At 67.0% G+C, this 24,718-nt stretch carries 17 protein-coding genes; 7 read left to right on the top strand and 10 right to left on the bottom strand.

The features are described 5' to 3' along the window. Positions 1 to 144: 144 nt before the first annotated feature. On the top strand, positions 145 to 1,428 hold the full coding sequence (locus MZV50_RS11065; RefSeq protein ID WP_252634623.1) for an MFS transporter: 1,284 nt from the start codon (positions 145 to 147) through the stop codon (positions 1,426 to 1,428). After that, positions 1,425 to 3,056 (top strand): glycoside hydrolase family 43 protein, encoded by a 1,632-nt coding sequence (locus MZV50_RS11070; RefSeq protein ID WP_252634624.1) that lies wholly within the window; start codon positions 1,425 to 1,427, stop codon positions 3,054 to 3,056. Before MZV50_RS11065 ends, MZV50_RS11070 begins: the two co-directional genes overlap by 4 nt. 14 nt (positions 3,057 to 3,070) lie before the next feature. Here the strand turns inward: MZV50_RS11070 and MZV50_RS11075 are convergent, their stop codons facing one another. The 5 genes from MZV50_RS11075 to MZV50_RS11095 all read right to left on the bottom strand — a co-directional run bounded on the left by MZV50_RS11075 (position 3,071) and on the right by MZV50_RS11095 (position 12,733). Continuing rightward, positions 3,071 to 4,096: a LacI family DNA-binding transcriptional regulator gene (locus MZV50_RS11075; protein ID WP_289781917.1), complete on the bottom strand. Its 1,026-nt coding sequence runs from the start codon at positions 4,094 to 4,096 to the stop codon at positions 3,071 to 3,073. Between the two features lie 272 nt (positions 4,097 to 4,368). Then, positions 4,369 to 5,322, bottom strand: a complete 954-nt coding sequence (locus MZV50_RS11080; protein ID WP_252634625.1) for an alpha/beta hydrolase — start codon at positions 5,320 to 5,322, stop codon at positions 4,369 to 4,371. Positions 5,323 to 5,396: 74 nt separating this feature from the next. Further along, positions 5,397 to 8,048 (bottom strand): glycoside hydrolase family 3 C-terminal domain-containing protein, encoded by a 2,652-nt coding sequence (locus tag MZV50_RS11085; RefSeq protein WP_252634626.1) that lies wholly within the window; start codon positions 8,046 to 8,048, stop codon positions 5,397 to 5,399. Between the two features lie 176 nt (positions 8,049 to 8,224). Continuing rightward, positions 8,225 to 9,769, bottom strand: a complete 1,545-nt coding sequence (locus MZV50_RS11090; RefSeq protein WP_252634627.1) for a tryptophan halogenase family protein — start codon at positions 9,767 to 9,769, stop codon at positions 8,225 to 8,227. Between the two features lie 69 nt (positions 9,770 to 9,838). Then, positions 9,839 to 12,733: a TonB-dependent receptor gene (locus MZV50_RS11095; RefSeq protein WP_252634628.1), complete on the bottom strand. Its 2,895-nt coding sequence runs from the start codon at positions 12,731 to 12,733 to the stop codon at positions 9,839 to 9,841. A gap of 375 nt (positions 12,734 to 13,108) precedes the next feature. On the opposite strand from MZV50_RS11095, the gene MZV50_RS11100 reads away from it, so the two are divergent. Further along, complete coding sequence (locus MZV50_RS11100) at positions 13,109 to 13,795, top strand: SapC family protein (protein WP_252634629.1); 687 nt, start codon at positions 13,109 to 13,111, stop codon at positions 13,793 to 13,795. Continuing rightward, positions 13,792 to 14,823, top strand: a complete 1,032-nt coding sequence (locus MZV50_RS11105) for a cupin-like domain-containing protein (RefSeq protein ID WP_252634630.1) — start codon at positions 13,792 to 13,794, stop codon at positions 14,821 to 14,823. The genes MZV50_RS11100 and MZV50_RS11105 overlap by 4 nt, the downstream gene beginning before the upstream one ends. A gap of 33 nt (positions 14,824 to 14,856) precedes the next feature. On the opposite strand, the gene MZV50_RS11110 is transcribed toward MZV50_RS11105, so the two are convergent. Continuing rightward, a complete protein-coding gene (locus tag MZV50_RS11110) occupies positions 14,857 to 16,926 on the bottom strand; it encodes an alpha-L-arabinofuranosidase C-terminal domain-containing protein (RefSeq protein WP_252634631.1) in 2,070 nt (689 codons plus the stop codon). A gap of 218 nt (positions 16,927 to 17,144) precedes the next feature. On the opposite strand from MZV50_RS11110, the gene MZV50_RS11115 reads away from it, so the two are divergent. Next, positions 17,145 to 18,248, top strand: a complete 1,104-nt coding sequence (locus MZV50_RS11115) for an alpha/beta hydrolase (RefSeq protein WP_252634632.1) — start codon at positions 17,145 to 17,147, stop codon at positions 18,246 to 18,248. Between the two features lie 7 nt (positions 18,249 to 18,255). Here MZV50_RS11115 and MZV50_RS11120 read toward each other — a convergent pair whose 3' ends face one another. Continuing rightward, positions 18,256 to 19,050, bottom strand: a complete 795-nt coding sequence (locus MZV50_RS11120) for a FadR/GntR family transcriptional regulator (RefSeq protein WP_252634633.1) — start codon at positions 19,048 to 19,050, stop codon at positions 18,256 to 18,258. Positions 19,051 to 19,205: 155 nt separating this feature from the next. Here MZV50_RS11120 and MZV50_RS11125 point away from each other — a divergent pair, with 155 nt between their 5' ends. After that, complete coding sequence (locus MZV50_RS11125) at positions 19,206 to 20,786, top strand: glycoside hydrolase family 43 protein (protein WP_252634634.1); 1,581 nt, start codon at positions 19,206 to 19,208, stop codon at positions 20,784 to 20,786. 13 nt (positions 20,787 to 20,799) lie between these two features. Here MZV50_RS11125 and MZV50_RS11130 read toward each other — a convergent pair whose 3' ends face one another. Further along, the gene (locus MZV50_RS11130; protein ID WP_252634635.1) at positions 20,800 to 21,537 is read right to left on the bottom strand and encodes a FadR/GntR family transcriptional regulator; all 738 of its coding nucleotides are present in this window, start codon (positions 21,535 to 21,537) and stop codon (positions 20,800 to 20,802) included. A gap of 281 nt (positions 21,538 to 21,818) precedes the next feature. Between MZV50_RS11130 and MZV50_RS11135 the strand changes: the two genes are divergently transcribed. Then, positions 21,819 to 23,477, top strand: coding sequence for an alpha-L-fucosidase (locus MZV50_RS11135; protein ID WP_252634636.1), 1,659 nt, complete (start codon positions 21,819 to 21,821; stop codon positions 23,475 to 23,477). Between the two features lie 13 nt (positions 23,478 to 23,490). Here the strand turns inward: MZV50_RS11135 and MZV50_RS11140 are convergent, their stop codons facing one another. Next, positions 23,491 to 24,243: an IclR family transcriptional regulator gene (locus tag MZV50_RS11140; RefSeq protein ID WP_252634637.1), complete on the bottom strand. Its 753-nt coding sequence runs from the start codon at positions 24,241 to 24,243 to the stop codon at positions 23,491 to 23,493. An 83-nt stretch (positions 24,244 to 24,326) separates the two neighbouring features. Continuing rightward, positions 24,327 to 24,623: a hypothetical protein gene (locus tag MZV50_RS11145; RefSeq protein ID WP_252634638.1), complete on the bottom strand. Its 297-nt coding sequence runs from the start codon at positions 24,621 to 24,623 to the stop codon at positions 24,327 to 24,329. Positions 24,624 to 24,718: the final 95 nt, after the last annotated feature.

Genomic DNA, 24,718 nt, shown 5'->3' on the forward strand with positions numbered 1-24,718 from the left:
CCGACATAATAAGCTTGAAACCATCGTCGCGCCTGGCTAACTCGGGTTGAAGCGCTGCCTTTTTGCGGTGTTCAGCCGCAAAAACGTGAAGAACGGCGCGCCTACGACCAGCCTATGGTCGGTGATAACGTTATCGGGGTGGAAATGAGTGATCAGCTCAGCAGCGTGGGATCTGGCGACGCGGCCGGGCCAAGGTTTCCGTTCGTTCGCTGGACGATCATCGGGCTGTTCGTTCTGGCGATGGTGCTGAACTATCTGGCCCGCTCGGTGCTTGGCGTGTCGGCGCCGATGATTCTCAGCGAACAGTCGATCTCCAGCGAGCAGTATTCCTGGATCACCAGCGCCTTCCAGCTGGGTGTGATGCTTCAGCCCCTCGTGGGCTATTTCCTGGACGGGGTGGGGCTTCGGCTCGGGTTCGCGGTTTGCGTGACGGTCTGGTCGCTGATCACGATCGCGCATGTCGCGGCGCAGGGTTGGGCCCCGTTCGCCGGATTGCGTTTCGCCTTGGGGCTGGCCGAGGGCTCGGCCCAACCGGCGGGTCAAAAACTGACGGCCGAATGGTTTCCGGCCCGCGAGCGCGGCCTGGCCAGCGGCATCTACAACATCGGCGCCTCGTTCGGCGCGGTCTTCGCTCCGCTCCTGGTCGCCTGGGCCGTGGCCGCTCACAGCTGGCGTTTAGCCTTCGCGGTCGCCGGTGTGCTCGGGCTGATCTGGACCCTGGCATGGCTGGCCTGGTACCGCGCCCCCGACCAGCATCGGCGTCTCAGCGTTGGCGAACGCGCCCATATCGAGAGCGGGCAGGAGCAGCATCTGGCCGCGCGCGGCAAGCGTGCGGCGTTCATGGACCTGGCCAAGCGCCGCGAGGTTTGGGGCATCGCCTTGCCTCGCATGCTGGCCGACCCCGTCTGGGGCATGCTTTCGTTCTGGATGCCGCTCTATCTGGCGCGTGAGCGGGGCTTCGACCTGGCTCACATCGCCATGTTCGCCTGGCTGCCGTTTCTGGCGGCCGATCTAGGCTGTCTGTTCGGGCCCGCCGTGGTCAGCTTCCTGCAGCGACGCGGCGTGAACCTGATCGACGCGCGGCGCTGGGCCTTCACCCTCGGCGCGGTGCTCATGACCGGCATGACCCTGGTCGGCCTGGCGACCAATCCCTACGTCGCCATAGCCCTGCTCTGTCTGGGTGGGTTCGCCCACCAGACCCTGTCGGTGACCGTAATCACCATGGCCTCGGATCTGTTTGCCCGCAACGAAGTGGCCACTGTCGCGGGCCTGGCGGGGCTGGCGGGCAATCTTGGCGTCCTGGTCTTCACCCTGGCGCTTGGCCGATTGGTCGACCAGATCGGTTACGGCCCCTTCTTCATCGTGCTGGGCATGCTCGACCTGGTCGGCGCGGCCCTGCTCTGGACCCTGGTTCGCAAACCCGCATGACCTTCATCCGCAATCCCGTTCTCAGAGGGTTCAACCCCGATCCCTCGATCATGCGCCTGGGTGACGACATCTACATCGCTACCTCCACCTTCGAGTGGTATCCGGGCGTCCAGATCCACCACAGCCGCGACCTGGTGAATTGGCGCATGGCCGCCCGCCCCCTGAACCGGCCCGCGCAACTGGACATGCGCGGCGACCCGGACTCCTGTGGCGTCTGGGCGCCGGACCTCAGCCATGCCGATGGCCGCTTCTGGCTGGTCTATACGGACGTCAAGCGGTTCGGCCGCTCGACGCTGGACGGCGCCAAGGGCGTCACCCTGCGTGATTTCCACAACTACCTGGTGACCTGTGATCGCATCGACGGGGCGTGGTCGGATCCGGTCTATCTCAACAGCAGTGGTTTCGATCCGGCGCTGTTCCATGACGATGACGGGCGCAGCTGGCTGCTGAACATGCTGTGGGATCATCGCCCGGACCGGCCGCGCTTCGCCGGCATCGTCATCCAGGAACTGGACCGCGCCACGGGCGCGCTGGTCGGGGAGCGGCGGACGATCTTCCAGGGCACCGAGCGCGGCTTCACCGAAGGGCCTCATCTCTACAAGCGCGACGGCTGGTACCACCTTCTGGTCGCCGAAGGCGGCACGGGCTGGGGGCATGCCGTGGTCATGGCGCGCGCGCGAGACCTCATGGGCCCTTACGAGCTTCATCCGGACGGCGTCGTCCTGTCCTCCGACGGTCGTCGCGACGTCCCCCTGGCGCGCGCGGGCCATGGCGATCTGGTCGAACTGGCGGATGGCGCGCCCTGGATGGCCTATCTCTGCGGGCGTCCGCTACCCGGGCGGGAACGTTGCATTCTGGGCCGCGAAACCGCGCTGCAGCCCATGCGCTGGTGCGAGGATGGCTGGCTCAGAACCATGACGGCCGACGCGGCTCCGGATTTGCGGCCGCCGGCGCCCAGCCTGCCGCCGGCCCCGTGGCCGGAGGACGCCTGGGATGGCCAGTTCGACGGGCCGACGCTGCCGGCGCCCCTGCAGTGGCTGCGCACGCCCTATCCGGACGAAATCTTCAGCCTGACCGCCCGGCCTGGGCGCCTGCGTCTGTATGGTCGCGAGACGGTCGGCAGTCCGTTCCGGCAGGCTCTCGTCGCGCAGCGTCAGACGCATTTCCGCTACACCGCCACGACCTGTTTGGACTTCGAACCCATCGACTTCCAGCAGGCGGCCGGGCTCATCTGCTACTACAACAGCACCAAGTTTCACTATCTCCACGTCACGCGCGAGGACGGCGCGCGGCGACTTCAGGTCATGACCGCTTGCCCTGACACGGGCGGCTGCACGCTGGAGGTCGTGGTGGGCGCGCTGGCCGAAGGGCCTATCGAACTGCGGGTGGACATCGACTTCGACCAACTGCGGTTCGCATGGCGCGCGGAGGGCGAGCAAAGCTGGAACTTCCTGAACGGCGCGTTCGACGCCAGCATTCTCTCCGACGAGGCGTCGCTGCCCGGTCTGCCCAACTTCACCGGCGCTTTTGTCGGCATGGCCTGTCAGGACATGTCGGGGAGGGCCACGCACGCCGATTTCGCCTTCTGGCGCTATGTCGGACGGGAGGACGCCGAGCCGAGCGCCTAGTCCGGCGGCCGCGCCTAGACAGGCGCGGTCGAAAGGCGTGTGACGATCTCGTGGTCCAGCACGCGGTCGGATCGGTCGCCCAGAGGCTCGCCGCTGGCGATCTGGGCCGCCAGGAGGCCAAGAGCCTCCGCGGCCAGCCGACGCACGGGCTGATGGACCGTGGTCAGCGGCGGCCAGACCGTGACGGCCGGCGAGGTGTCGTCGAAGCCGACGACGGTCAGCTCGCCGGGCACGTCGAGATGGCGGCGATGCGCCACGGACACCACGGCGGCGGCCATGTCGTCGTTGCTCGCGAAGATCGCGGTGGGCGGCGTGACCGCATCGAGCAGTTGCTCGGCGGCGGCCAGGCCCGAAGTGAAGCTGAAATCGCCCTGGGCGATGGTCGTCACGACGCCGACGGCCTCGCGGACGGCGGCATAGAACCCCGTCAGGCGTTCGGCGCTCGCGGCCTGGTCGGGATTGCCCAGAATGAAGCCCAGCCGTCGGTGGCCAAGGCCGATCAGTTCGCGGGTCATTTCGTAAGCGGCGCGCCGGTCGTCGATGCGTACGCAGATCGCGCCCTCGACGTCGTAGGCGCCCACCGCGGCCAGCGGCAGTCGGGCCTTGCGGAGCGTCTGAAGCACGGCGGGGGACTCGCCCAGGGGCGGCGCGAGGATCGCCCCGCGCACCCCCGAAGCGATCAGGCCTTTCACCGCCGCGGGGGCGGGCGCGCGGCCATCCTCGCCCTTCAAGAGGGTCAGGCGGGCGCCACGCGTCGAGGCTTCCTCAAAAACGCCAGTCAGGAAATCGCTCATGAAGGCGGCGCTGGGATTGGAGTAGATCACGCCGATCCTCAGCTCGTGGGCGGTGACCAGGCTGCGCGCGGCGACATTGGGCGTGTAGCCCAGCGCCTGGACGGCCGCGTCCACCGCCGCGCGGGCTTCAGGTCCAACACCAGGACGGCCATTGATCGCCCGCGAGACGGTCATCGGCGAAACACCGGCCTTGATCGCGACGTCGACGATCGTCGGCCCGCGACCTTGCCCTGCCTTCCTCGCCAATCCGTCCCCCGTCGCCGCATCCGGCGCTACAGACCGCCGCGTCCGATACGCGGTCGATGATCTTCAAAATTCTCGCACGTCCGTCGGGGTGAGCGTCAACGCCCGTCAAGATCGCCTCTATGCCTGCGATCTTTAGGGGCAGCCGGCACGGGGTCCAAGCCCATTGTTTGCGTTACCATCGTGGCCAGGTGTCGTTTCCAAGAAAATCGCCGCCCGCGTGAGCGGACGGCGATCCTCGGACCGTCGATCCCGGCGCCTACCGGTTCAAGGCGTCAGGCCTTGGGCTTGAGCATGCCGTGCATGGTCAGCCAGCGGACATAGGCGTCGAACCAGCCCGTGCTGGTCGTGGACTTTTGGTACATGCCAAACCCGTGTCCGCCTCGCTCATAGAAGTGGAACTCGACCGGCCGCTTGGCCGCGCGCCAGCTGTCGATCAACCCGAAGCCGCTGGTGGTGGCGAAGAGCGGATCGTCGGCGGCCAGCGCGACGAAGGCTGGCGGCGCGTCGGCCGGCACGGTCAAAGGCGACAGCGGCCCATAGATCAGGCCGATGAAGGCGGGCTTGGCGTCATCGCCGGCCAAGGTCGTGGCCAGGGTCAGCATGGCGCCGGCGGAGAAGCCGACCATACCGATGCGGTCGGGATCGACGCGCCAATCGGCCGAGTGCTGGCGGACCAGGACGAAGGCCGCGCGCGCGTCGGCGATCTGCGGGGCCAAGCCGGCGATGGCCGTCTGCGGGTCGGGGCGCGGCCGGGCGGCGGTGGCCGAGAACATCTCCTTCATCGAGCGTTCGAAGCCCGGCATGTCCGGCGGCGTCTGGTTCAGCCGGTACTTGAGCACGAAAGCGGCCACGCCCTTGTCGGCGAGCGCCTTGGCGACGTCCCACCCTTCGTTCTCCATAGACAGCGTGCGGAAGCCGCCGCCGGGCGCGACGATCACCGCCGCGCCGGTGGCCTTGGCCGGGTCGGGCAGGAACGGCGTCAGCGTCGCGACCGTGACGTTGCGGGCAAAGACGCTCTTGTACTGGCTGTGCCAGGATTCCGGCGACGTCGCGCCGGGCAGGGGGCCGGTGTTCAGCTGGATGGCGTTCGGCTGCGCGGGGATGGCGATCGGGACCATCTTGTCGTCCTGCGCCCGGACCCCTGTGGCCAAGACAAGCGCCAGGCCAAGTCCGGCGAGAAACGCGACGGGACCTCGCCTCGGCGTTTCGAAGCTCTTGAATTTCATGGATATCCTCCTCCGTAGTCTTTTCTTTGCTGGTCTGTCCAGCGCCCTCCCTGGCCCGGAGGGCGGCGCAGCGGTTACTTGGCCACCGGAACCGCCTCGTCGACCGAGAAGTCCGTCGATCGGCCCGGCGCCTCGGTCCCGGGCTGACCCGAACCGACGCTCACCTGATAGCGGCCGGGGCTCACGCTGCGCGCGCCATCCAGATCCACCGAACTGAGATCGCGTGGCGACAGCGAGAAGGTGACCGAGCGAGTCTCGCCAGGCTTGAGCGAGAGCCGCTGGAAGCCGCGCAGGGCCAAGCGCGGCGCGCCGGGCGTCTTGGGGAAACTCAGATAGAGCTGAGCGACCTCGTCACCGGCCCTGGCGCCCGTATTGCGGACGGTGGTGGTCACTCTCAGGCCCTGGCCGGCCCCCTTGGCGGACGACTCGAGCTTCAAGGGGCTGTAGTCGAAGCGCGTGTAGCTGAGGCCAAAGCCGAACGGATAGACCGGCGCGCCCTCGAAGTAGCGATAGGTGCGCCCCTTCATGCTGTAGTCGTCGAACGGCGGCAGTTCGTCGGTCGAGCGATAGAAGGTCAGCGGCAGGCGCCCGGCCGGATTGGTCTTGCCGCTCAGGACGTTGGCGATCGCCAAGCCGCCCGACTGGCCCGGATACCAGGCCTCCAAGAGCGCGGCGGCATTGGCCTTGGCCCACGAGAAATTCAGCGGGCTGCCGTTCATCGCCACGACGACCAACGGCTTGCCCAGCGCCTTTGCCTGCTCCAGCAGGGCCTGCTGATCGGCCGGAATGTCCAGGGTGGTCTTGTCGCCGCCCTTGAAGCCGGGGATTTCGACCGGGGACTCCTCGGCCTCCAGGTCGGAGGTGAGGCCCACGACGGCGACAAGAACGTCTGCCTTGGCCGCGGCGGCCTTGAGTTCGGCCGCCGGGTCTGTGGCGATGCGCTTCCAGACCAGGCTGACGCCGGACAGGGCGTGCGACTCCGACATCACCTCGATCGGATAGCGGCGGCCCTTTTCGAGGCGCAGGGTCTTCATGGTCGGCAGGCTGGCCCAACCGGATTTGCGCAGGTCGGCGAAGGGTTTGCCGTCGACCTTCAACTCGCCGTTGAAGCCAGCCAAGCCCAGGCGGTAGGTCCCGCTCTCGGGCGGAACCAGGAACCCCGTCCAGATGACCCGGTGGTGGTCGGATACATCGGCCAGATCCAGGCTGCGGGCCGCTACGTCGGCCTCGACCCGCATCACCACCGGCTTTTCGGCATAGGTCATCTTGGCGACCGCGTCGCCGAACGCGCCGGGCGCGAAACGGGTGGGCGGCGTTTGCTTGGTGTTGAAGTATCGCGCCAGAAGGCCTGGCTTGCCGTCGGGCGTGCGCAGGGCCGAGGTGGGCACGCGGTCGCCATCGGTGAACGAGGCGCCGAACGGCGCGTAGTGGACCTGAGCATTCGGCAGGGCGCGGCGCAGCCCGTCCACCACCGAGATCGGCGGCGCCGATAGGGCCGAGGAATAGTTGCCTCTCAGGACGCGAGTGGCGTCCCCCAGCGGACCGATCACCGCGATCCGCAGGCCGGGTTTCAGCGGCAGAACCCCGTCGTTCTTCAGGAGGACGAGGCTCTTCTCGCTGGCCGTCAGCGCCAGGGCCTCGTGGTCGGGCGTCATCACCGCGGCCGGGGCCGTCGGGCGCGCGTCGCCGCCGCCGTTGGCGGGCAGATCGCCGGTCCGGATCCGCGCCGAGAACAGGCGCACCAGGGCGGTGTCGATCTCGCCGATGGTGATCAGGCCGCGATCCAGCGCCTCGCGATAACGGCCGGCCAGGCCGTCGGTATCGGTCAGGGTGGCGCCGTTGCATTCGTTGTCGACGCCGGCCCGCAGGGACGCGGCCACGGCGGCGGCCGCGTCGGGGGCGTACTTGTGATGGTCGGCGATGTCCTTGACCGCGTCGCAGTCCGAAACGACGTAGCCGTCGAACCTCCAGGCGCCGCGCAAGTGATCCTTCAGCAGCAGGTCACTGGCGCAGGCCGGTTGGCCGTCGATGCGATTGTAGGCGCACATGATCGAGCCGGCCTTGCCGTCGACGACCGCGGCGCGGAAGGCGGGCAGGTAGGTGTCTTCGAGGTCGTGGCGCGAGACGAAGACATTGGCGCTGTGGCGGGTCGATTCAGGGCCGCTGTGCACGGCGTAGTGCTTGGGCGTGGCGATGACGGTCGGTCGATCCGGGTTATCGCCCTGAATGCCCTGCACGAAGGCGACGCCCATCCGCGCCGTCAGATACGGATCCTCGCCGTAGGTTTCCTGGCCGCGGCCCCAGCGCGGATCGCGGAAGATGTTGATGTTTGGCGACCAGGTGTCGAGGCCCGTGCCGATCCGTCCCATCCGGCCAGTCGCGCGGGCCAGCTTATGCAGGTCGCGCACCTCGGCGCCGATCGCGCCGGCGACGTCGTGAACCAGCGTGGGATCGAAGGTCGCCGCCAAGCCTACCGGCTCGGGGAAGTTGGTCGTCGGCAGGGCGCCCAGCGCCCCGTGCAGGGATTCGGTCCACCAGTTGTAGGCGGGTATGCCCAGCCTTGGAATCGCGGGCGCGGTGTTCAGCAACTGCTCGAGCTTCTCGTCGAGCGTCATCTTGCCGACCAGGTCCTCGGCCAGGCGCTCGGTCTTGGCGCGATCGGCCGGGCCGGACGGAGAGGCCGGCGCGGCGGCCATGGCTTGAACGGGGCTGACGCCAGCCGCCAAGGCCGCCCAAAGCGCGGTCGCCAGAGCGCAACGGCGCCAATTTGTTCTGAACATGTGTCGCACCGTGTGAAGCAGTCTCGTTTTGTGTCTGGAGAGGTTGGGATGAACCGAGGCGAGCCGACGCGCCATGGGCCGCTCTTGGCCAGGCCGGGCCGTCGCGCCTTTCGGTGACGTCTTCATACGGGCTGCAGTCCGTGCTCGACGATCTTGCGGATCAGGTCGCGGTGGCGCGGCAGGCCAGCGCGCAGCCGTTCTGTTTGCATCGCGTTCTCGCGGATGGCGCGCTCGGCGATCGTCCGCTCGTCGGCCAGGGCCTCGGGCTCGACCTCGGTGCGAAAGCCCATGCCGTAGAGAACGTACTGGTAGCTCGCCGCGGGGAACACCTCGTCGGCCCGATCGAACTCGTCGTGCAGCCACGGCCCCTGGTGCCGCCACAAGAGCAGGAGATCGGCGAGGCGATCGGGGACGGTCTCGCGCGCGCGATTGTCGCGCCAGAAGGCCGTATCCTCGCGCTTGCTGAGTACGTAGTGCAGCTTCAGGAAATCGATGATGCGGCCCCACCGGTAGTGGGTGGTGGCGTTGAAGCGGGCGGCGACGACGTCCATCACCTCGCGGCAGGCCGGCATCTGTTCGGAGATCAGCTTGGCGGAGAGCTCGATTAAGACGATGGCGGAAGCCTCGAGCGGTTCCAGGAAGCCGGCCGCGAGGCCCACGGCGACGCAGTTGCGTTTCCAGAACGTCTCGCGATGTCCCGAGCGGATCGCGATCTTGCGGGCCGGCAGATCGCGGCTGGCCGGGCCGAGATAGGCGCGAAGCTCCCGCTCGGCGTCCTCGTCGCTGATGTGGCGGCTGGAATAGACGTGCCCGGTTCCTCGGCGCGTGGGCAGACTGATGTCCCAGATCCATCCCGCCGACTGGGCGGTCGAGATCGTATGGCTGGCGATCGGGCTGTTCTCGTGCTCGTAGGGGACCTGGATCGCCAGGGCCGTGTCGCAGAACAGCACGTCGCCGCAGTCGCGGAAGGGCACGCCCAGCGCCTCGCCCAGCAACAGCGAGCGGAAGCCCGTGCAGTCCACGAACAGATCGCCTTCGATCTCGCCGTGCTGCTCGGTGAGAATGGCGCGAATGTCGCCGTCTTCGGCCAGGGCGACGCTGCGGACGTCGGCCAGGACATGGCGCACGCCCAGCTTCTCGCAGCAGTGGCGCTGCAGGAACGGCGCGAACTTGCCCGCGTCGAGGTGGTAGGCGTAGTTGGCCGCGCCCTGATAGGGCGCGGAGGTAATGGTCTTGGGGGCCAGACCGTCGTCGCAGAGGCGTCCCTGCGGCGTCACGGCGTCGCAGAAGCTCTGGTCGCTGGCGGCGGTTAGCCAGTGGGGCGCGAGGTTCACCTGCGAGAAGCCCTGCGGGAGCATCAGGGGGTGATAGTAGGCGTCATCGGCCGCGCCGGTCGTCCAGCGCGCGAACTTGGCGCCCTGCTTGAACGCCGCGTCGCATTCCCGGAAGAAGTCGGTCTCCGAGACGCCGATCTTGGCCAGGCTGGTCCGCAGTGTCGGCCAGGTGCCTTCACCGACACCGATGATCGGCGTGTTGGGCGACTCCACCAGCGTCACGGTGAAGCCTGTCGACCGGCGCGCCTTGTGCTTGGCGGCGATCAGGCCGGCCGTGAGCCAGCCGGCGGTTCCGCCGCCGACGATGACGATGTTCTTGACCGGGCGAACCATGACGAAACTTTGAAAAAATGGCCGGGGACAGAGGGAACACGTCCCCGGCCAAGGGGAGTAGGGAAGTGTCTAGAAGCGGAACCGCGCGCCCGCCGTATAGCGGCGGCCGTAGGCGAACACGTCGAGCAGCTGATTGTCGAACCGCCCGTGCGTGCTCTGAACCTCATTGGTCAGGTTCAGCGCCTCGAAGAAGAGATTGATCTGCTTCGTCAGAGCGTAGCTCGTGCTGAAGTCGATCTGCAGGTTCGGGTTTTCGAAGGTCGGCTCCGAACCGAAAGCGCCGGTGTTCTGGTTCTGGCCGAAGGCGCGCAGATACTCCTTGCGGTAGTTGACCGCGACCCGCGCCTCGAGACCGTTCTTGTCATAGAAGGCCACGAGGTTGGCGGAGTCGGCCAGACCGGTGATCGCGAAGCCGCTCTGGGAGATGTCCTTGCGATCGTAGGGCCTGTTGGTGTCCACGAGCGTGGCGTTGGCGTTGAAGCCGAAGCCGCTGTCGCCGAACACGTGCTGCCAGGCCAGTTCGACGCCGCGCACGGTCGCCTCCGGTCCGTTCACCTGCTGGGTGACGCTGAAGATCGCCGGCTGACCGGTCGTGGGATCGATCACGCCGTTGATGGTCTGCCGGGTGGTGCCGCCGACGATGAAGTTGCTGACGTCCTTCACGAAGAAGTTCACCGCCGCGTACGAGTTCGGCTTGTAGTACCACTCGACCGCCGCGTCGAAGTTGTCGGCCAGGTAAGGCTTCAGCGCGGGGCTGCCGCCGCTGGCCGTCAGGGCGCCGACGCGCTGGCCGGTGCCCACGCTGGCGACCGGGGTCAGCAGGTTGAGGCCGGGGCGGGTGAGGGTCCGCGACGCATCCAGCCGCAGGTGGATGCTCTCGGTCAGCTCCAGCTTCATGTCGACGCTGGGCAACAGGTAGGAATAGTTGCTCTTGGTCGAGACCGCCTGCGGCTGGCTCAGGGTCACGGTCAGCAGGGTGGGGTCACCGGTGCTGCGCGTGATCGCCGTCGGCACCTGGCCGAAGCCGTTTGAGGTGACGTGAGTGTTCTCCTCGCGCAGGCCGGCGTTGAAGTGGAACGGCATGCCGGCCACGTCGACGTCGAAATTGGCCCGGACGAACAGCGCCCACGTCTTCTCGGTGATGTCGCGGATGCTGCCGTTGTCCAGCGCCAGGTCGAAGGCGCCGGTGAACTGCGTGCCGACGCCGCCGCCGCCGTAGTTGAAGCCGGGGATGTTCTTGGTCTGCGGATTGCCCAGGCCGGTCAGGAATTGCTGATAGGCGTGGGCGTCGAACTTCAGCAGGTACGGCGGCAGGGCGCCGTCGAAGCCGGGGATGAAGTTCTTGGTGCTGACACGCTCAGTGAACAGGCTGGCCGGCACCATCACACCGCCGTTCGGGCCCGAGGCGGGACCGTAGCCGGGGTAGGCCTGCCAGAAGTTGTTCACGAACGTGTTGCTCTGCTGGAACTGGTAGTGATCTTCCAGATAGCTGCCGCCGGCCTTGATCTTGAAGCCGTCCTGCTCCCAGGAGCCCGCGAACCGCAGTTGCTTGACGACGTCGGTGTTTTCCTGAGCCTGGCGCACGACGACGTGCGAGCCCATCACCGAGGTGTCGGCCCAGCGTGTGGCGTCGCCGTTCGGGCCGTAGCTGTGCAGCACGGGCAGGGTGTTCTTGCTGTCGCCGCCGATGCTGATGCCCAGGGACGGGCCAATGCCGAAACCGTAGCCGACATCGGCCCCGTCGCTGCTGATCTCGCCGCCGGGGTTCAGCCAGCTCTTGGCGTAGCTGCCGTCGACCTCGAACTTCAGGTTCTCCGACGCGTCCCACTGGACGTTTAGGCCCGTCTGGTTGGTCCGCAGAACCGAGCGGTCGGTGCCGGCCGTGAAGTCGGTCTGAGAGCCGGCCTGGCTGAAGTCGACAGTCGTGCCATTCTGGTCGAGCTTGACGTTTCGCAGGCCTTCCTGATTGAACCAGATGCCGTAACCGAAATTGTCGGATCGGATTTTCTGCTCCGAGTAGTTGTCGTCCAGCGTCACTGTGACGCCGTCCGTCGGGGCCCATTGCAAGGCGATGCGCCCGTCGATGCGCTCGTCTTTCGTATAGATCTGGCTGGCGCCGGCCTGCTGCTCGAACCAGCCCAGAACCGTCTTGTTCGACGAGGCCAGCTGAGCGGGCGTGCAGGTCGCGGTCAGTTGGCAGGGGGCGTAGTAGCCGCCCGGCCAACCGCTGATATAGACGCGGTTGGTTTGGGTGTCGTGGCGCGTGTACATCGCGTCGACCAGGACGCCGAACTTGTTGTCGGCGAAGGTGTCGCTGAACAGCGCTCCGACGGTCGGGACGAACTTGCCCGCGTCATCCTGCACCGAGCCGGAGGCGGTGAACGCCATGCGGCGACCGGGATGGTCGAAGGGCTTGGGGAAGGCGACGTTGACCGTGGCCCCGATCGAGCTGCTCGACAGGGTGACGTCCGGCGTCTTCAGGACCGACAGGCCGCCCACGAAATCAGCGCCGACGGTGCTGAAGTCCACCGAACGACCGCCGGTGGCGGTCGAGATCCGGCGGCCATCGTACAGGGTCTCGTTGAAGTCGCCGCCGAACCCGCGGACGGTGATGCCCTGCGGTTCGCCTCGCGCGCCCGACCGCTGGATCGAGACGCCGGGAAGGCGTTGCAGCGAAGCAGCCACGTTGGAGTCAGGGAACTTGCCGATATCCTCGGCCGAGATGGCGTCGACGACGCCCGCCGAGGTCCGTTTGATGTCGAGGTTGCGCTGCAACGAGCCGCGCAGGCCCGTGACGATGACTTCCTCGACGACGCTGGGATCGCTGGTGCGCTCCGAAGCGGCCTGGTCGGCCGCCGGCGCGGCCAAGGCTGTCGCCGTAACGATGGCCGCCTCTCCGCCGCGCTCGGCGGCGTTGGCTGCGCCGCAAAGCGCTAGCGCGACAAGACTCGAGGCGCTGGCCAAGGCGGCTTTGGAAACGCGCCGCCTCTGAACCAGATTACTCTGATAATTAAATAAGAGCATTTTGTCCTCCCCCTCACGGGTGTCATGATTGACCAATGGACCGGCACGAGCGGCCGGCTTTACACGCGATCGCTTTAACGTCGCGATTTCAATGGACAAAGAGGGGGTATTCACCGCCTAAGCGATGCTGCTGCATCATAGCCTCCCTGCGCATATTTTTGTTATTGAGAGGACGCTAACGCCAAAAGGTACCGGTATCAATATTTATTTGTCGGTGTAATTATCGATGCAACGAGCGTCTCGCGGTCCAGGCCGCGTGGGCATAGAACAGAAGGCCGCTCGCGCGGTCCGTGTATGGAATGGGAGGAAGAAACCATGGCGGCGACGCTGGAGCTTTTGAACGCCGAGCAGCACGCCGGCCTCCATCTGGGCGACCTCCCGTCCAGCAGCCCGCACTTCGTACAGATCGTCGCCAGCGAGTTTGTTGCCGCCGCGGCGGTCTGCCCGATCTTCCTGACCAAGAACGCCGAGACCGGCCGATTTTACGCTGGCGCGTTGTTCGGCTTCGAACCGGGAGAGGATCTGACCTCGAACGGCCAGGGCGAAGCGCGGCTGTTCACGCCTCTCGATCTGGTTCGCTTGGGCTTCTTCGTCACGTCCGACGGCGCCATGGCGATCGATCCCCAGCACCCGCGGTTCGCCGTCACTTCGGGCGCGGCGCTGTTCGAGGACGACGGGCGGCCCGCTCCGGCCCTGCGGCGCGTGCAGCACGCCCTGGCGCAGCTGAACGCTGGCGTGCCGGAGACGGACGCCTTCATCGAGGCGGCGGTCGCGGCGCGACTGGTCGAACCCGTGGACGTCGACCTGTCGTTCGACGACGGGCGGACCTTGCGCCTGGCGGGACTGTACACCATCAGCCTCGACGCCTTGGGCGAGCTAGACGACGCGACCGCGGTGGACTTCTTCCGCCGCGGCTATCTGCAGCTGATCTACGCCATGGCGGGCTCTCTCAAGCAGGTCAGCCGCCTGGCCAAGCTGCGGAACGAAAAGATCGCCGCATGAGGCGCGAGGGGGCGGCCGATATCGAGGTCGTCGATCCCGCCCGGCTCGACCAGGGCGGGGCGGCGGCGTTCGCCCAGGCGGTCGCGGCCAAGTGCGCGCCGGTCCTGTTGCCTGGCCTTTGCCGCCCATGGCCCGTCGTCGAGGCGGGCCGGCGGGGCTGGCCGGCATTGTCCGCCTATCTCGCCAGCCTGGACGCCGGGCTGAAGGGGCAGGCCTTCATCGGCGCGCCAGCGATCGCCGGCCGTTACGATTATGGCGAGGGAGCGGGCGGCTTCAACTTCGAGCGCGCCTCCTTGACCCTGGCACAGTCCTTGGAGCGCATCGGCGCGGCCGCCGCCGATCCCGGCCTGGCCAGCGTCTACATGGGCTCGCTGCCTGCCGACGACTATGCGCCGGGGTTCGCGAACGACAATCCCGCGAGCTTCCTGCCGGTCCTGGCCCGGCCTCGTCTGTGGCTGGGCAACGCCAGCCGCATCGCCTGCCACTATGACAGCTTCGACAATCTGGCCTGCGTGATCGCCGGGCGGCGACGGTTCACGCTGTATCCGCCCGACGCCATCGGCGATCTCTACGTCGGACCGATCGACCATACCCTGGCTGGCCAGCCGACCAGCCTGGCCGCGAGCGCGGGGCTGGACGATCCGCGCTATCCCCGTTTCGGCGCGGCGGCGAACCGAGCGATCGTCGTGGAGCTGGAACCTGGCGACGCGCTCTATCTGCCCAAGCTGTGGTGGCATCAGGTCGAGGCCCTGGAGCCGGCGAACCTGCTGGTCAACTACTGGTGGGACGCCTTCGCGGCGGGGCCCGACGCGCCCTACGTGACCATGATGCTGGCGATGATCGCCATCGCCGAGCGCCCGCCGGCCGAGCGCGCGGCGTGGCGGGCGTTCTTCGACCACTATGTCTTCCGGCCGGACGGCCATCCCCTGGCCCACATGCCGGTAGAGCGCCATGGCCTGCTCGGGCCGTTGGCGGAAAACTATGGCCGCATCCGCGCGATCGTCATGAAGACGCTGCGCGGCGGTTAGGACGCCGGCCGGGCGTGGCCGGCGTCCTCCAACCTATTTTGCGGCGATCGGGAATTCGAACACCGTCGCCGAGATCGGCGAAACGACGAGGCCAGCGCCTGGGAGTGGCGCGGCGCTCTCGGCGACGGTGACCCCGGCTGGCGCGCCGACCTTGTTCTCGGCCTTCAGCGAAGCCCCGCCCAGCACCCACTTGCGACCCGCGCCGCGAACGGCGAGGGCCTTGAGGTCCAGCTTCACGGTCTGGGGGGCGAAGGTCGGGTTGACCACGCCGATCCGCAGCGACTTGCCGTCCGGGCTGAGGCCCGCGATGACGTCGAGCGGATAGGTCGGGCTGCCGGCCCGCACCTTGGGATGGTTGAAGCCCACTGGATAGCGCGGCTCAGGCTGCGGCGCGTCGCCCTGGACCGACACCGGCGTGACGCCGGCTCCGAAGCGCTGGCCGTACAGCTTGAAGACCTGGCCCGTCGAGTTCAGCACCGCGTCGGTCGGGGTGATGTCCATCGTCGAGGCGCCGGTGGTGAAGGCGCTCATGGTCAGGAAATCGGTGTGACGCAGCATCTCCTGCAGCACCATGGCGTAGGCCAGGGCCGACTTCAGATTCACCTGGCCGAAGTAGGCGTACTCGTCGATCGACAGGAAGATCGCCTTGTCCTTCATCGCCGGGAAGCGCTGCTGGTAGATCTTCCACTGTTCGGCCTTCATGCGGACCTGGTTGGACGGCGAGCGGGCGTATTCGATCAGTTCGGCGTCTTCCGGCGCGTCGGGGCGGACTTCCGGCTGATCGTACCAGTGCTCGGAAACGCCGTCGAAATTGCCCCAGGCCTTGTCGAGCAGTCCGCCTGTCCAGTCCCATTCGCCGCCGAATTTCGGCGCGACGCTTTCGAGCGAGGCGTTCTCCTTCGTGCCTTTGGGGTGACCCTGGTCGGGCATGGCGCCCGAGCCGATCAGGGTGATCGAGGGATCGACCGCCCGCATGGCCTTGGCGAAGGCGTTGTGCTTGATCATGAAGTACTCGAGCGACGTCTTGCCGATCTGCCACCAGCCGTAGGGCTCGTTGCCGATGTTCCAGAACTTCACGCCATAGGGTTCGGGGTGGCCGTTGGCGGCGCGGCGGGATCCCCAGACGCTGGTCGCCGGACCATTCAGATATTCCACCTCCTCGGCGGCCGAGTTGGCGTCGCCCAGACCCGCATTGACCGTGACATAGGGCTCGACGCCAATGATCTTGGTCAGATCCATCCACTCGTCCATGCCGATGTCGTCAGGCTGCATCGCGCTCCAGGCGTAGTCGAACATCGGCGGCCGCTTGTCACGCGGGCCGATGGCGCTGTGCCAGTCCCAGTCCGACAGGAAGTTGCCGCCGGGCAGGCGCCACATGCCCGAGTTCAGCGACCGGGCGATGGCCGTGGTGTCGGCCCGCCAGCCGCGAATGTTGTCGGCCGGCATCAGCGACACGACGCCGACGCGGAAGGATCCCGAACCCAGTCCGGTGATCTCCAGTCGCGCATCGGCCGTGTCGACAGGCGCGGTGAAGCTGATCTCCGTCTTGCGCCACGCAGCGCTGGGCGAGGGGAGGGCGACGACCTGCCGTTCGTCGGGGCCAGGTCCCCAGACGAGCGCCGCTTCGAGCTTGGCGCCCGGGTCGCCGTCGAACACGACATAGCCGTCGTAGCGCTTGCCCTTGGCCAGGCCGATCCCGGCTTGCGAGAGGCCCTTGCGCACCGAAGCATCGACCGCGACCCGGGGGCTCTGCTCGCCGACATAGGGCGCCTTGGCGTCCATGGTCACGGCCATGTCGCCGCCGACCGGCCGCCACTTGCGATAGCTGACGCCCGGACGCCCCTCGGCGTTGAGGGGCGGCGGCTTGTCGAAGGCTGGGGCCACGACCGGATAGTAGAACTTGCGGTCGTCCAGCATCTCGGCCCACAGCGTGCGCGCCACCAGCCCGCCGATGGGCTCGATGAACATGCCGTACTCGTACTTCGTCACCGGCTTGGCGCGGCTGGCGCCATCGATGGCCACCTTCACCGGCGGCGCGGCGAGCGCCGCGGACATCGGCGCCGTCAGGCTGGCGCACGCGGCCAGCAGCAATCCATATCGCATTCGACTCCTCCCTATTACTCTGCGTTTTTATGAGGTTTCGCGCTCCGGCTTCGAAGCGTGTCGCCCTGAGAGCTATTCGTGTTCACAGCAGGTGAGCAGGGTTCGAAGACGCCCCACCACCATCAGGACGATTGACACATCCAGAATTTGCCGGACAAATGGTAGCGCTAACAGATCGCGCTGGGCAAGAGGCTTGAAGGCGCGGCGGGGAGGATCGGATGATCATCAAGGTTGGGCGCGACCGACGCTCGAACGGCGCTTGGACCACGGCTGGATTGCTGGCGACGGCGGTGCTGCTGGCCATGTCCAGTGTCGCCAGCGCCCAGGTGGCGACCCCCGCGCCGGCGCCGGTGGCGGGCGCCAAGCCGGCTACCGTCCAGAAGATCAAGGTCCACTCGGCTGGCGTCGAGGGCAATCTCGAAGGGGAGAGCGCCGACCGGGACGTCTTCGTGGTGCTGCCCCCGAGCTACGCCGCCAATCCCAAGCGACGTTATCCGGTGGTCTACGCCCTGCACGGCTATTCGATCGGTGCCGAGCAATGGATCAGCGAAATCCACGCGCCCCAGACCATCGAAGGCGCCTTCGCCAAGGGCGCGCGCGAAATGATCGTCGTGCTGCCGGACAGCAAGACCGTCCACAATGGGTCGATGTATTCGAGCTCGCGCACCACCGGCGATTTCGAGGCCTTCATCGCCCGGGACCTGGTCGCCTATATCGACAAGCACTATCGCACCTTGCCCGTCCGCGAGAGTCGTGGGCTGGTGGGACATTCGATGGGCGGCTACGGCGCCAGCCGCATCGGCATGCGGCATGCGGACGTGTTCGGCGCGCTCTACATGATGAGTCCCTGCTGCCTGTCGCCGCGCGATGCCGGTCCGCCCGGAGGTGCCGGCGACGCGGCGCTGGCCCAGGTCAAGACGCTGGAAGACGCCAAGAAGCTGCCGTGGGGACTGCGCGCGCAACTGGCCACGGCCGCCGCCTGGTCGCCCAATCCTGACAAGCCGCCTCTATTCCTGGACTTGCCGGTCGAGAACGGCGTGGCGCGGCCGGACGTGCTGGCCAAGTGGGCCGCCAACGCGCCCCTGGCCTTTGTCGACCAGTACATCTCGGCGCTCGGCCGCCACAAGGCCATCGCCATCGATGTCGGCGACCGCGACGGGCTGAGGACGGACGCGGCCAAGCTGCACGCGGTGCTGGATCGCTATGGTCTTCGCAACAGCTTCGAGGTCTATCCAGGCGACCACACCAGCGGCGTGCCGTTGCGGTTGCAGGATCATGTCCTGCCGTTCTTCAGCGACAACCTGGCCTTCGGGACGCGCTAGGAGGCGCCTAGGTCTTCATCCTGGCCAAGCGCGATGGGGCGGCGGCGATCGCGCCGCGGTTCCAGCGCTGGCGGCCATGAATCCCATCCAGGGGTATTCGCGTGAGGCGGTCTTGCTCTTCGATGTCCACCACCGCGGCGAGATAGGTGTCGAACAGCGCTCCGACGGCGTGGCGCGCCTCAAGGGACGAGCGCCGCATGAGGGCGTCTACGACCATGGTCTGTCGCGCGCGAACGGCCCGCCCCTCGCGCGCCAGCGCCACGTTCAAAGGATCCCGGATCGTCGGCCGGGCCACTGCGGCGTCCCACAGTTGCGCGATGGAAATCGAGATCGCGCCATTGCCGGTGGCGCGGGCCAGGCCGGTGTGGAAATCGCGGCAGGCCTCGGTGGTGATCGGGCCGGAGAGGCTGGGGCAGGGCCTGAGCGGTGCCGACTCCTTCTCGTCAAGACTTGCCGTCAGGCCGGCGGCCTCGACCTCGAAGGCGCGGCAGGCCTGGAGCAGGGCGACCAGGTCGAAGGCCGATCCATGGCCCTCGTTCTCAAGGCGACCGCTGATCACCTGGCTGCCCACGCCATGGTGAGACTCGACCACGCCCAGACACTCCAGGATGATCAGGGCTTCGCGCAGCGTCGTGCGGCTGACCGGAAATTCGGCCATAAGCGCGTGCTCGGTCGGCAACCAGTCGCCTCGGGCAAAGACGCCCGCCTTGATGCGGTTCAGAAGCACGTAGGCCAGTCGATGCGGCGCGCGACGCCCCAGAGGCGTGGCTTGACCAGTCCGCAACGGGGCAAACGACGGCATCGGCGTCTCGAATTCACTCACCCGAAAAATACGAGAGCGGCCCGTGCGTGGTCAAACGGATTTCCGCTGATGAGAAAGATCTTATATATGAAAAGTCATTCAGATATGCGCCTCGTGGCGCCGTCCGCGACGCGACCGCTGCTGGGGCGCGCGTGATGAACAAGGCGACGAAAGCGGCCAACACGGCGCGCATGATCCTGTCAGGCTTGCTGGGCCTGGCGGTCGTCGCGGGGGCCTCGGGCGCGGTGGCCCAGGTCTGGCGGTCCGATTCCGGGCGCGGAACCTATTCCAACCCGCCGCTCAACGCCGACTATCCCGATCCCGACATCATCCGGGTCGGCGAGGACTTCTATTTCGCCTCGACAACCTTCCTGAACACGCCGGGCCTCGTGATCCTGCACTCGAAGGACCTGGTGAACTGGGACATCGCCAGCCACGTCATGCCGCGTCTGACGGGCAATCCCAAGTATGATCTCGTCGATGGCGGCGACTACCGGCATGGCGTCTACGCGCCCAGCCTCCGCTATCACGAGGGCCGCTTCTACATCGCCGTCACCCCGGTCGGCGGCAAGACGCGGATCTACTCCGCCGCGAAGATCACCGGACCCTGGTCCATGCGTGAACTCGACCGCGAGGCCTTCGATCCTGGCCTGTTCATCGATAACGACGGCAAGGCCTATGTCTTCACCTCGATCGGCTCGGACGGGACGATCACGCTGCTCAGCCTGAACGCCGACCTGTCCGCCGTCGTCGACGCCCGCGTCGTCCATTTCAACAAGGGCGCCGAGGGCTCGAAGGTGATCCGGCGCGGCGACTGGTACTATCTGTTCAACGCCATTCCCTCGCGTCTGGGGCTGACGGTCTCGCGGGCGAAAAGCCTGACGGGGCCTTGGGAAACGCGCCCCCAGATCGACGACAAGACAGGTGGTCACCAGGGCGCCTTGGTCGATCTGCCCGATGGCGGCTGGTACGGCTTCGTGATGCTCGACGCTGGCGCGGTCGGCCGCGTGACCAATATCAGCCCGGTCTTCTGGCAAGACGACTGGCCGGTGTGGGGAACGCCTGAGGCGCCGGGGCGCGTGCCCAGAAGCGCCGCCAAACCGATCCTGGGCAAGCCATTCCAGGAGCCGCCCAGCTCCGACGACTTCTCGCGGGCCGTGCTGGGGCGTCAGTGGCAGTGGAACCATAATCCGGACGACCGGCGCTGGTCGCTGACTGAGCGGCCGGGGTTCATGCGGCTGAAGGCGACGACCAGCGACGGCTTCTGGACCGCCCGCAACACGCTCGTGCAGAAAGGGCAGGGTCCGCGCAGCCGGGGCGTGGCCAAGCTGGATGTGCGGGGGCTGGCGGTCGGCGACGAATGCGGCCTGGGCACATTCGGCAAGTTTTCCAGCCAACTGGTGGTTACTCGGACCGTCGACGGGCAGGGCCAGGTGAGTGCGCGCCTGATCGAAAGCACGACGCAGGGTCCCAAGATCGTATCGCGGTCGGAACCGCGTCCCGCGCCGCTGACGGATCTGTGGCTGTCGGTGACGATGGACTTCACCACCGACAAGAGCGCGCTGAGCTACAGCCTGGACGGCAAGGCCTGGGTGCCTATGCCGGGTGACTTCCCGCTGGCGTTCGATTGGCGGACGGGCACCTTCCAGGGCGAGCAGTACGGCCTGTTCTGCTACAATCCCAAGGGCGGGGACGGGCGCCTCGACATCGACAGTTTCACCTTAGGCAGGCCGTAGGCCCTAGGTCTGGCTACATGGCCAGGCGCGTGTCGTCCAACGCCAGGTCGACCAGCGCGCGCATCGCCGCGCTGGCCGCATCGGGATCGCCTGCGGCGATGGCGTCGCAGACCCGGGCGTGGTCTGGCACCGGATCGCGGGGCAGGGCGCGCGAGCGTTGCTTGAACTCGGTGGTCCAGCTCACGGCGGCGCTGATGCTGGCGCTGAGGGCGATCATGGCGTCGTTGTGGGTCGCGCGTAGCAGGGCGGCATGGAATTCGCGATCGGCCATCCGCCCCGCCTCGGTCGCCAGGGTGTGCCGCTTCATCCTGGCCAGGGCTTCGCGCATGGCCTTGATGTCGTCCTTGTCCCGGCGCTCGGCCGCGAAACGCGCCGCGGCGGGTTCGACAACGGCGCGCAGCTCGAAAAGGTCGCGCACGAAGCCCAGGTCCGGCTCGGCCGCGAAGGCCCAGGCCAGCACGGTCGGGTCCAGCACGTTCCAGCGGCTGCGCGGCAACACGCGCGTGCCCGCCTTGGGGCGGCTTTCCACCAGGCCTTTTGCGGTCAGCACCTGAACGGCTTCGCGATAGGCGCTACGCGAGACCTCCAGGGCTTCGGCATTGGCGATTTCGCCGCTCAGGGTCTCTCCGGGAGCGATCTGTCCAGAGACGATCGCCGTGCCAAGATAGTGGGCGACAGCGCCGCGCAGGCGTCGGCCAGACCCTCTCGCCGATCGCGTGATCGGCTTGTTGTCCGGCTCGTCCGAGGGCATGAGCGTGAAACTCCTGGGGATGCGCGGAATCTATAAGCGCAACCCAGCTCGGCTTGGCAAGTTGCCAGGCAATTTGAGAGGCGGCCGCGCCCTGGAATTTACCCCTTCCAGCATTGAAATCAGAGACATTTTTGGACGTCTTTCGGCCCAGGGTAGTGGGTGCGCGCCCAACCCACGTCCGCGAGTGGTCAGACCTCAGGCGACGCCGCCCAGCTATTGCGCCGATATTCCACATATGAAATATTCTTCGCATACAAAAATATCTGGGGAGAAAGCGGCTCATGGTTCCCAATCGGCGCGCGCTATTTGGCGGCTTGGCTGCCGTCGGCGCGGCGGGCGCGTTTCCCGCGACAGGCAGCCAACTGGCCCCCTCGGGCTTCGACCGGGTCGCCGACGGGCCGTTCAAGCCGTCCTGGGAGTCGCTGAACGCGGGCTACGCCGCGCCCGACTGGTTCCGTGACGCCAAGTTCGGGCTCTGGGCCCATTGGGGCGCGCAGTGCGTGCCGGAAGCCGGAGACTGGTACGCGCGCAACATGTATCTGCCGGGGCAGCGCGCCTACGAGCATCACCGCAAGACCTACGGCCATCCCGCCGACACAGGTTTCATCGACCTCTATCCCAAGTGGCGCGCGGAGAACTGGAACCCCGACGACCTGCTGGATCTCTATGCGGGCGCCGGCGCCAAGTATTTCGTGGCCATGGCCAACCACCACGACAATTTCGACGCCTTCGACTCGAAGTTCCACGACTGGAACTCGGTCCGCCTGGGACCCAAGAAGGACATCATCGGCATCTGGAGCAAGGCCGCTCGTCGGCGTGGCTTGCGCTTCGGCGTTTCGAACCATTCGGCTCATGCCTGGCACTGGTTCCAGCCCGCCTATGGCTACGATCCAGAAGGCCCCCGCCAGGGTCAGCGTTACGACGCCTTCAAGCTCTACGCGGTCGACGGCAAGGGCAAGTGGTGGGAGGGGCTGGATCCACAGCAGCTCTATGGCGGGCCGGCCATGGTCATGCCCGACGGCCTGGCCAGCGTGGCCGAGGCCAACAAATGGCACGAGGCCAATGATCGGGTCTGGACCGAGACGGCGCCGCTGAGCAATCCGGCCTTCACGCGCCAATGGTACCTGCGCTGCAAGGACCTGATCGACAGCTACAAGCCCGATCTCGTCTATTTCGACAATTTCGACCTGCCGCTGGAGCAGGCCGGCCTGGATATCGCCGCCCATTTCTACAACGCCTCGCGCCAGTGGAATGGCGGCAAGCTCGAGGCGGTCATCAACATCAAGCCAGAACATGGCCGACTGGTCCCGGGCGTCGTGCCCGATGTCGAGCGCGGCCTTCGCAGCGAGATCAGCCCGATCGCCTGGCAAACCGATACCTGTATCGGCGCCTGGCACTACGATCGCGAGATCTTCGAGAAGAAGCGCTATCTGCCCGCGTCCGAGGTGGTGCATCGGCTATGCGACATCGTCTCCAAGAACGGCAACCTGTTGCTGAGCGTGCCGGTGCGGCCCGACGGCACGATCGATTCCGAGGAGCGCCGGATCGTGCAGGAGATCGGCGGCTGGATGGCGCGGTTCTCCGACGCGATCCATGGCACCCGGCCCTGGGTGATCTATGGCGAGGGGCCGACCGAAGTGATGAGCGGCATGTTCAACGAGGCCAAGCAGAAGTCCTTCACCCCGGCCGACATCCGCTTCACGACCAAGGGCAAGAGCCTGTACGCCATTGCGCTGGGGACGCCGCGCGATGGTCAGGTGTCGGTGAAGGCGCTGGCCAAGGGCGGGCCGCATGCGCGTCGGCCCGTGCGGCGGGTCACTCTGGCGGGAGACAACGCGCCGCTGGCCTATCGCCAGGACGCCACGGGACTGCACGTCTCGGTTCCCGAGCGCGCGATGCACCCCTTCGGCGTCGCACTCCGCATCGACGGCGTCATCTGAGGCGCGGCGGGAGCTAGGCCGTCCCTTGCACTTCCCGGGAGATGGCCGCGGCCGTCTCCCGTACGTCGTCGATGATCTCGTCGACCGGCCGGACGCCGCGCTTGTACAGATAGGGCATGGTCAGGGCCGCGATCGCCGCTCCGCCGGTCATGATCGGCGCGGAGATGTCGATGATGTTGGGCACCAGGTCGCTTTCGGCCCGCCAATAGCCTTGCCGGGCGACCTGGCTGGCATTGGCCAGGAAGGCCGCCTGATCGTCCGGCGCCACGTCCTTGAAGATCACGTCCCGCCATCGGGCCTGCACCGGCGGCGGCTGGAAGGCGTAGAGCACCATGCCCGAGGTCGCCGCCACGATATCGCGGCGATGGCCGGTGCGCACCGAGTAGCCGTAGTAGCCTGGGTTCTCGATCCGGGCGATGACCACGATCTGCTCGCGCGAGGCCTGGGCCAGGTGGCAGGACTGTTCGACCTGCGCGGCCAGTTCGCGCATCAGCGGAAGGGCCGCCTCGAGGAGGTTCTTGACCGGCGCGCGCGCCATGCCCAACCGAAACAGGCGGTTGGTCAGGGCGTAGCCGTCTCCGGCCGGCGATGTCTCGATGAAGCCCTTGAACTCCAGGACCTGGACCATCCGGAAGATCTCACTGACCGATTTCTCCAGGGCGACCGAGATCTGGGACAAGGTCATCGCCTGGCCCTGCCCAGCCAGGAGGTCAAGAATATCCAGACCCTTCTCGAGGGCGGGCGCGGTATACTTGCGATCCGACATGGCGGGTCCCCGAACGAAGGGTTCAGCCTCTAACTTTGGCTGGACGCGCAAGCAAGCCGGGCATGGGCCAGCTGTTCGAGCGCTTACAGGTTGAGCCGCTCATAGGAGGCGCGACCTTCGGGACGTTCGCGGCCGCGGACTTCTCCACCCAGCGGAACGCCATTCACCGCTTCCGCTAAGGCAACAGCCGCCTCCAGCCAGCCAAGCGTCATGGCCGGGCGCGCCTGATCACAAGCCGAAGCGCCGGTACGGGCAAGTTCATCGATCGATCTTGGATAGGATAGTTGCGGGTCGATGAATATCCGCGAGGCGCGGCGACGAAGTCGGTCCAGGCATAGATAAACAAAAATGGAGGGATAGTTCCTGGCCAGGAATGGCATTCTTATGTCGGCGTCCGTGCTGGCGCTTACGCTTTTAGCTCCCACCGTTCATGCGCAGACCGCATCGACGACGGCATCCCCCGCCGAGCCGAGCT

It is taken from the genome of Caulobacter segnis (genome assembly GCF_023935105.1).
Taxonomy (GTDB): Bacteria; Pseudomonadota; Alphaproteobacteria; order Caulobacterales; family Caulobacteraceae; genus Caulobacter; species Caulobacter segnis_B.

What these genes read in the sequence shown, in the direction of transcription:
- MZV50_RS11065 (WP_252634623.1), top strand. Translation starts at nt 145, where the DNA reads ATGAGTGATCAGCTCAGCAGCGTGGGATCTGGCGACGCGGCCGGGCCA.
- MZV50_RS11070 (WP_252634624.1), top strand. Translation starts at nt 1,425, where the DNA reads ATGACCTTCATCCGCAATCCCGTTCTCAGAGGGTTCAACCCCGATCCC.
- MZV50_RS11080 (WP_252634625.1), bottom strand. Translation starts at nt 5,322, where the DNA reads ATGAAATTCAAGAGCTTCGAAACGCCGAGGCGAGGTCCCGTCGCGTTT.
- MZV50_RS11090 (WP_252634627.1), bottom strand. Translation starts at nt 9,769, where the DNA reads ATGGTTCGCCCGGTCAAGAACATCGTCATCGTCGGCGGCGGAACCGCC.
- MZV50_RS11100 (WP_252634629.1), top strand. Translation starts at nt 13,109, where the DNA reads ATGGCGGCGACGCTGGAGCTTTTGAACGCCGAGCAGCACGCCGGCCTC.
- MZV50_RS11105 (WP_252634630.1), top strand. Translation starts at nt 13,792, where the DNA reads ATGAGGCGCGAGGGGGCGGCCGATATCGAGGTCGTCGATCCCGCCCGG.
- MZV50_RS11110 (WP_252634631.1), bottom strand. Translation starts at nt 16,926, where the DNA reads ATGCGATATGGATTGCTGCTGGCCGCGTGCGCCAGCCTGACGGCGCCG.
- MZV50_RS11115 (WP_252634632.1), top strand. Translation starts at nt 17,145, where the DNA reads ATGATCATCAAGGTTGGGCGCGACCGACGCTCGAACGGCGCTTGGACC.
- MZV50_RS11120 (WP_252634633.1), bottom strand. Translation starts at nt 19,050, where the DNA reads ATGCCGTCGTTTGCCCCGTTGCGGACTGGTCAAGCCACGCCTCTGGGG.
- MZV50_RS11125 (WP_252634634.1), top strand. Translation starts at nt 19,206, where the DNA reads ATGAACAAGGCGACGAAAGCGGCCAACACGGCGCGCATGATCCTGTCA.
- MZV50_RS11130 (WP_252634635.1), bottom strand. Translation starts at nt 21,537, where the DNA reads ATGCCCTCGGACGAGCCGGACAACAAGCCGATCACGCGATCGGCGAGA.
- MZV50_RS11135 (WP_252634636.1), top strand. Translation starts at nt 21,819, where the DNA reads ATGGTTCCCAATCGGCGCGCGCTATTTGGCGGCTTGGCTGCCGTCGGC.
- MZV50_RS11140 (WP_252634637.1), bottom strand. Translation starts at nt 24,243, where the DNA reads ATGTCGGATCGCAAGTATACCGCGCCCGCCCTCGAGAAGGGTCTGGAT.
- MZV50_RS11145 (WP_252634638.1), bottom strand. Translation starts at nt 24,623, where the DNA reads ATGCCATTCCTGGCCAGGAACTATCCCTCCATTTTTGTTTATCTATGC.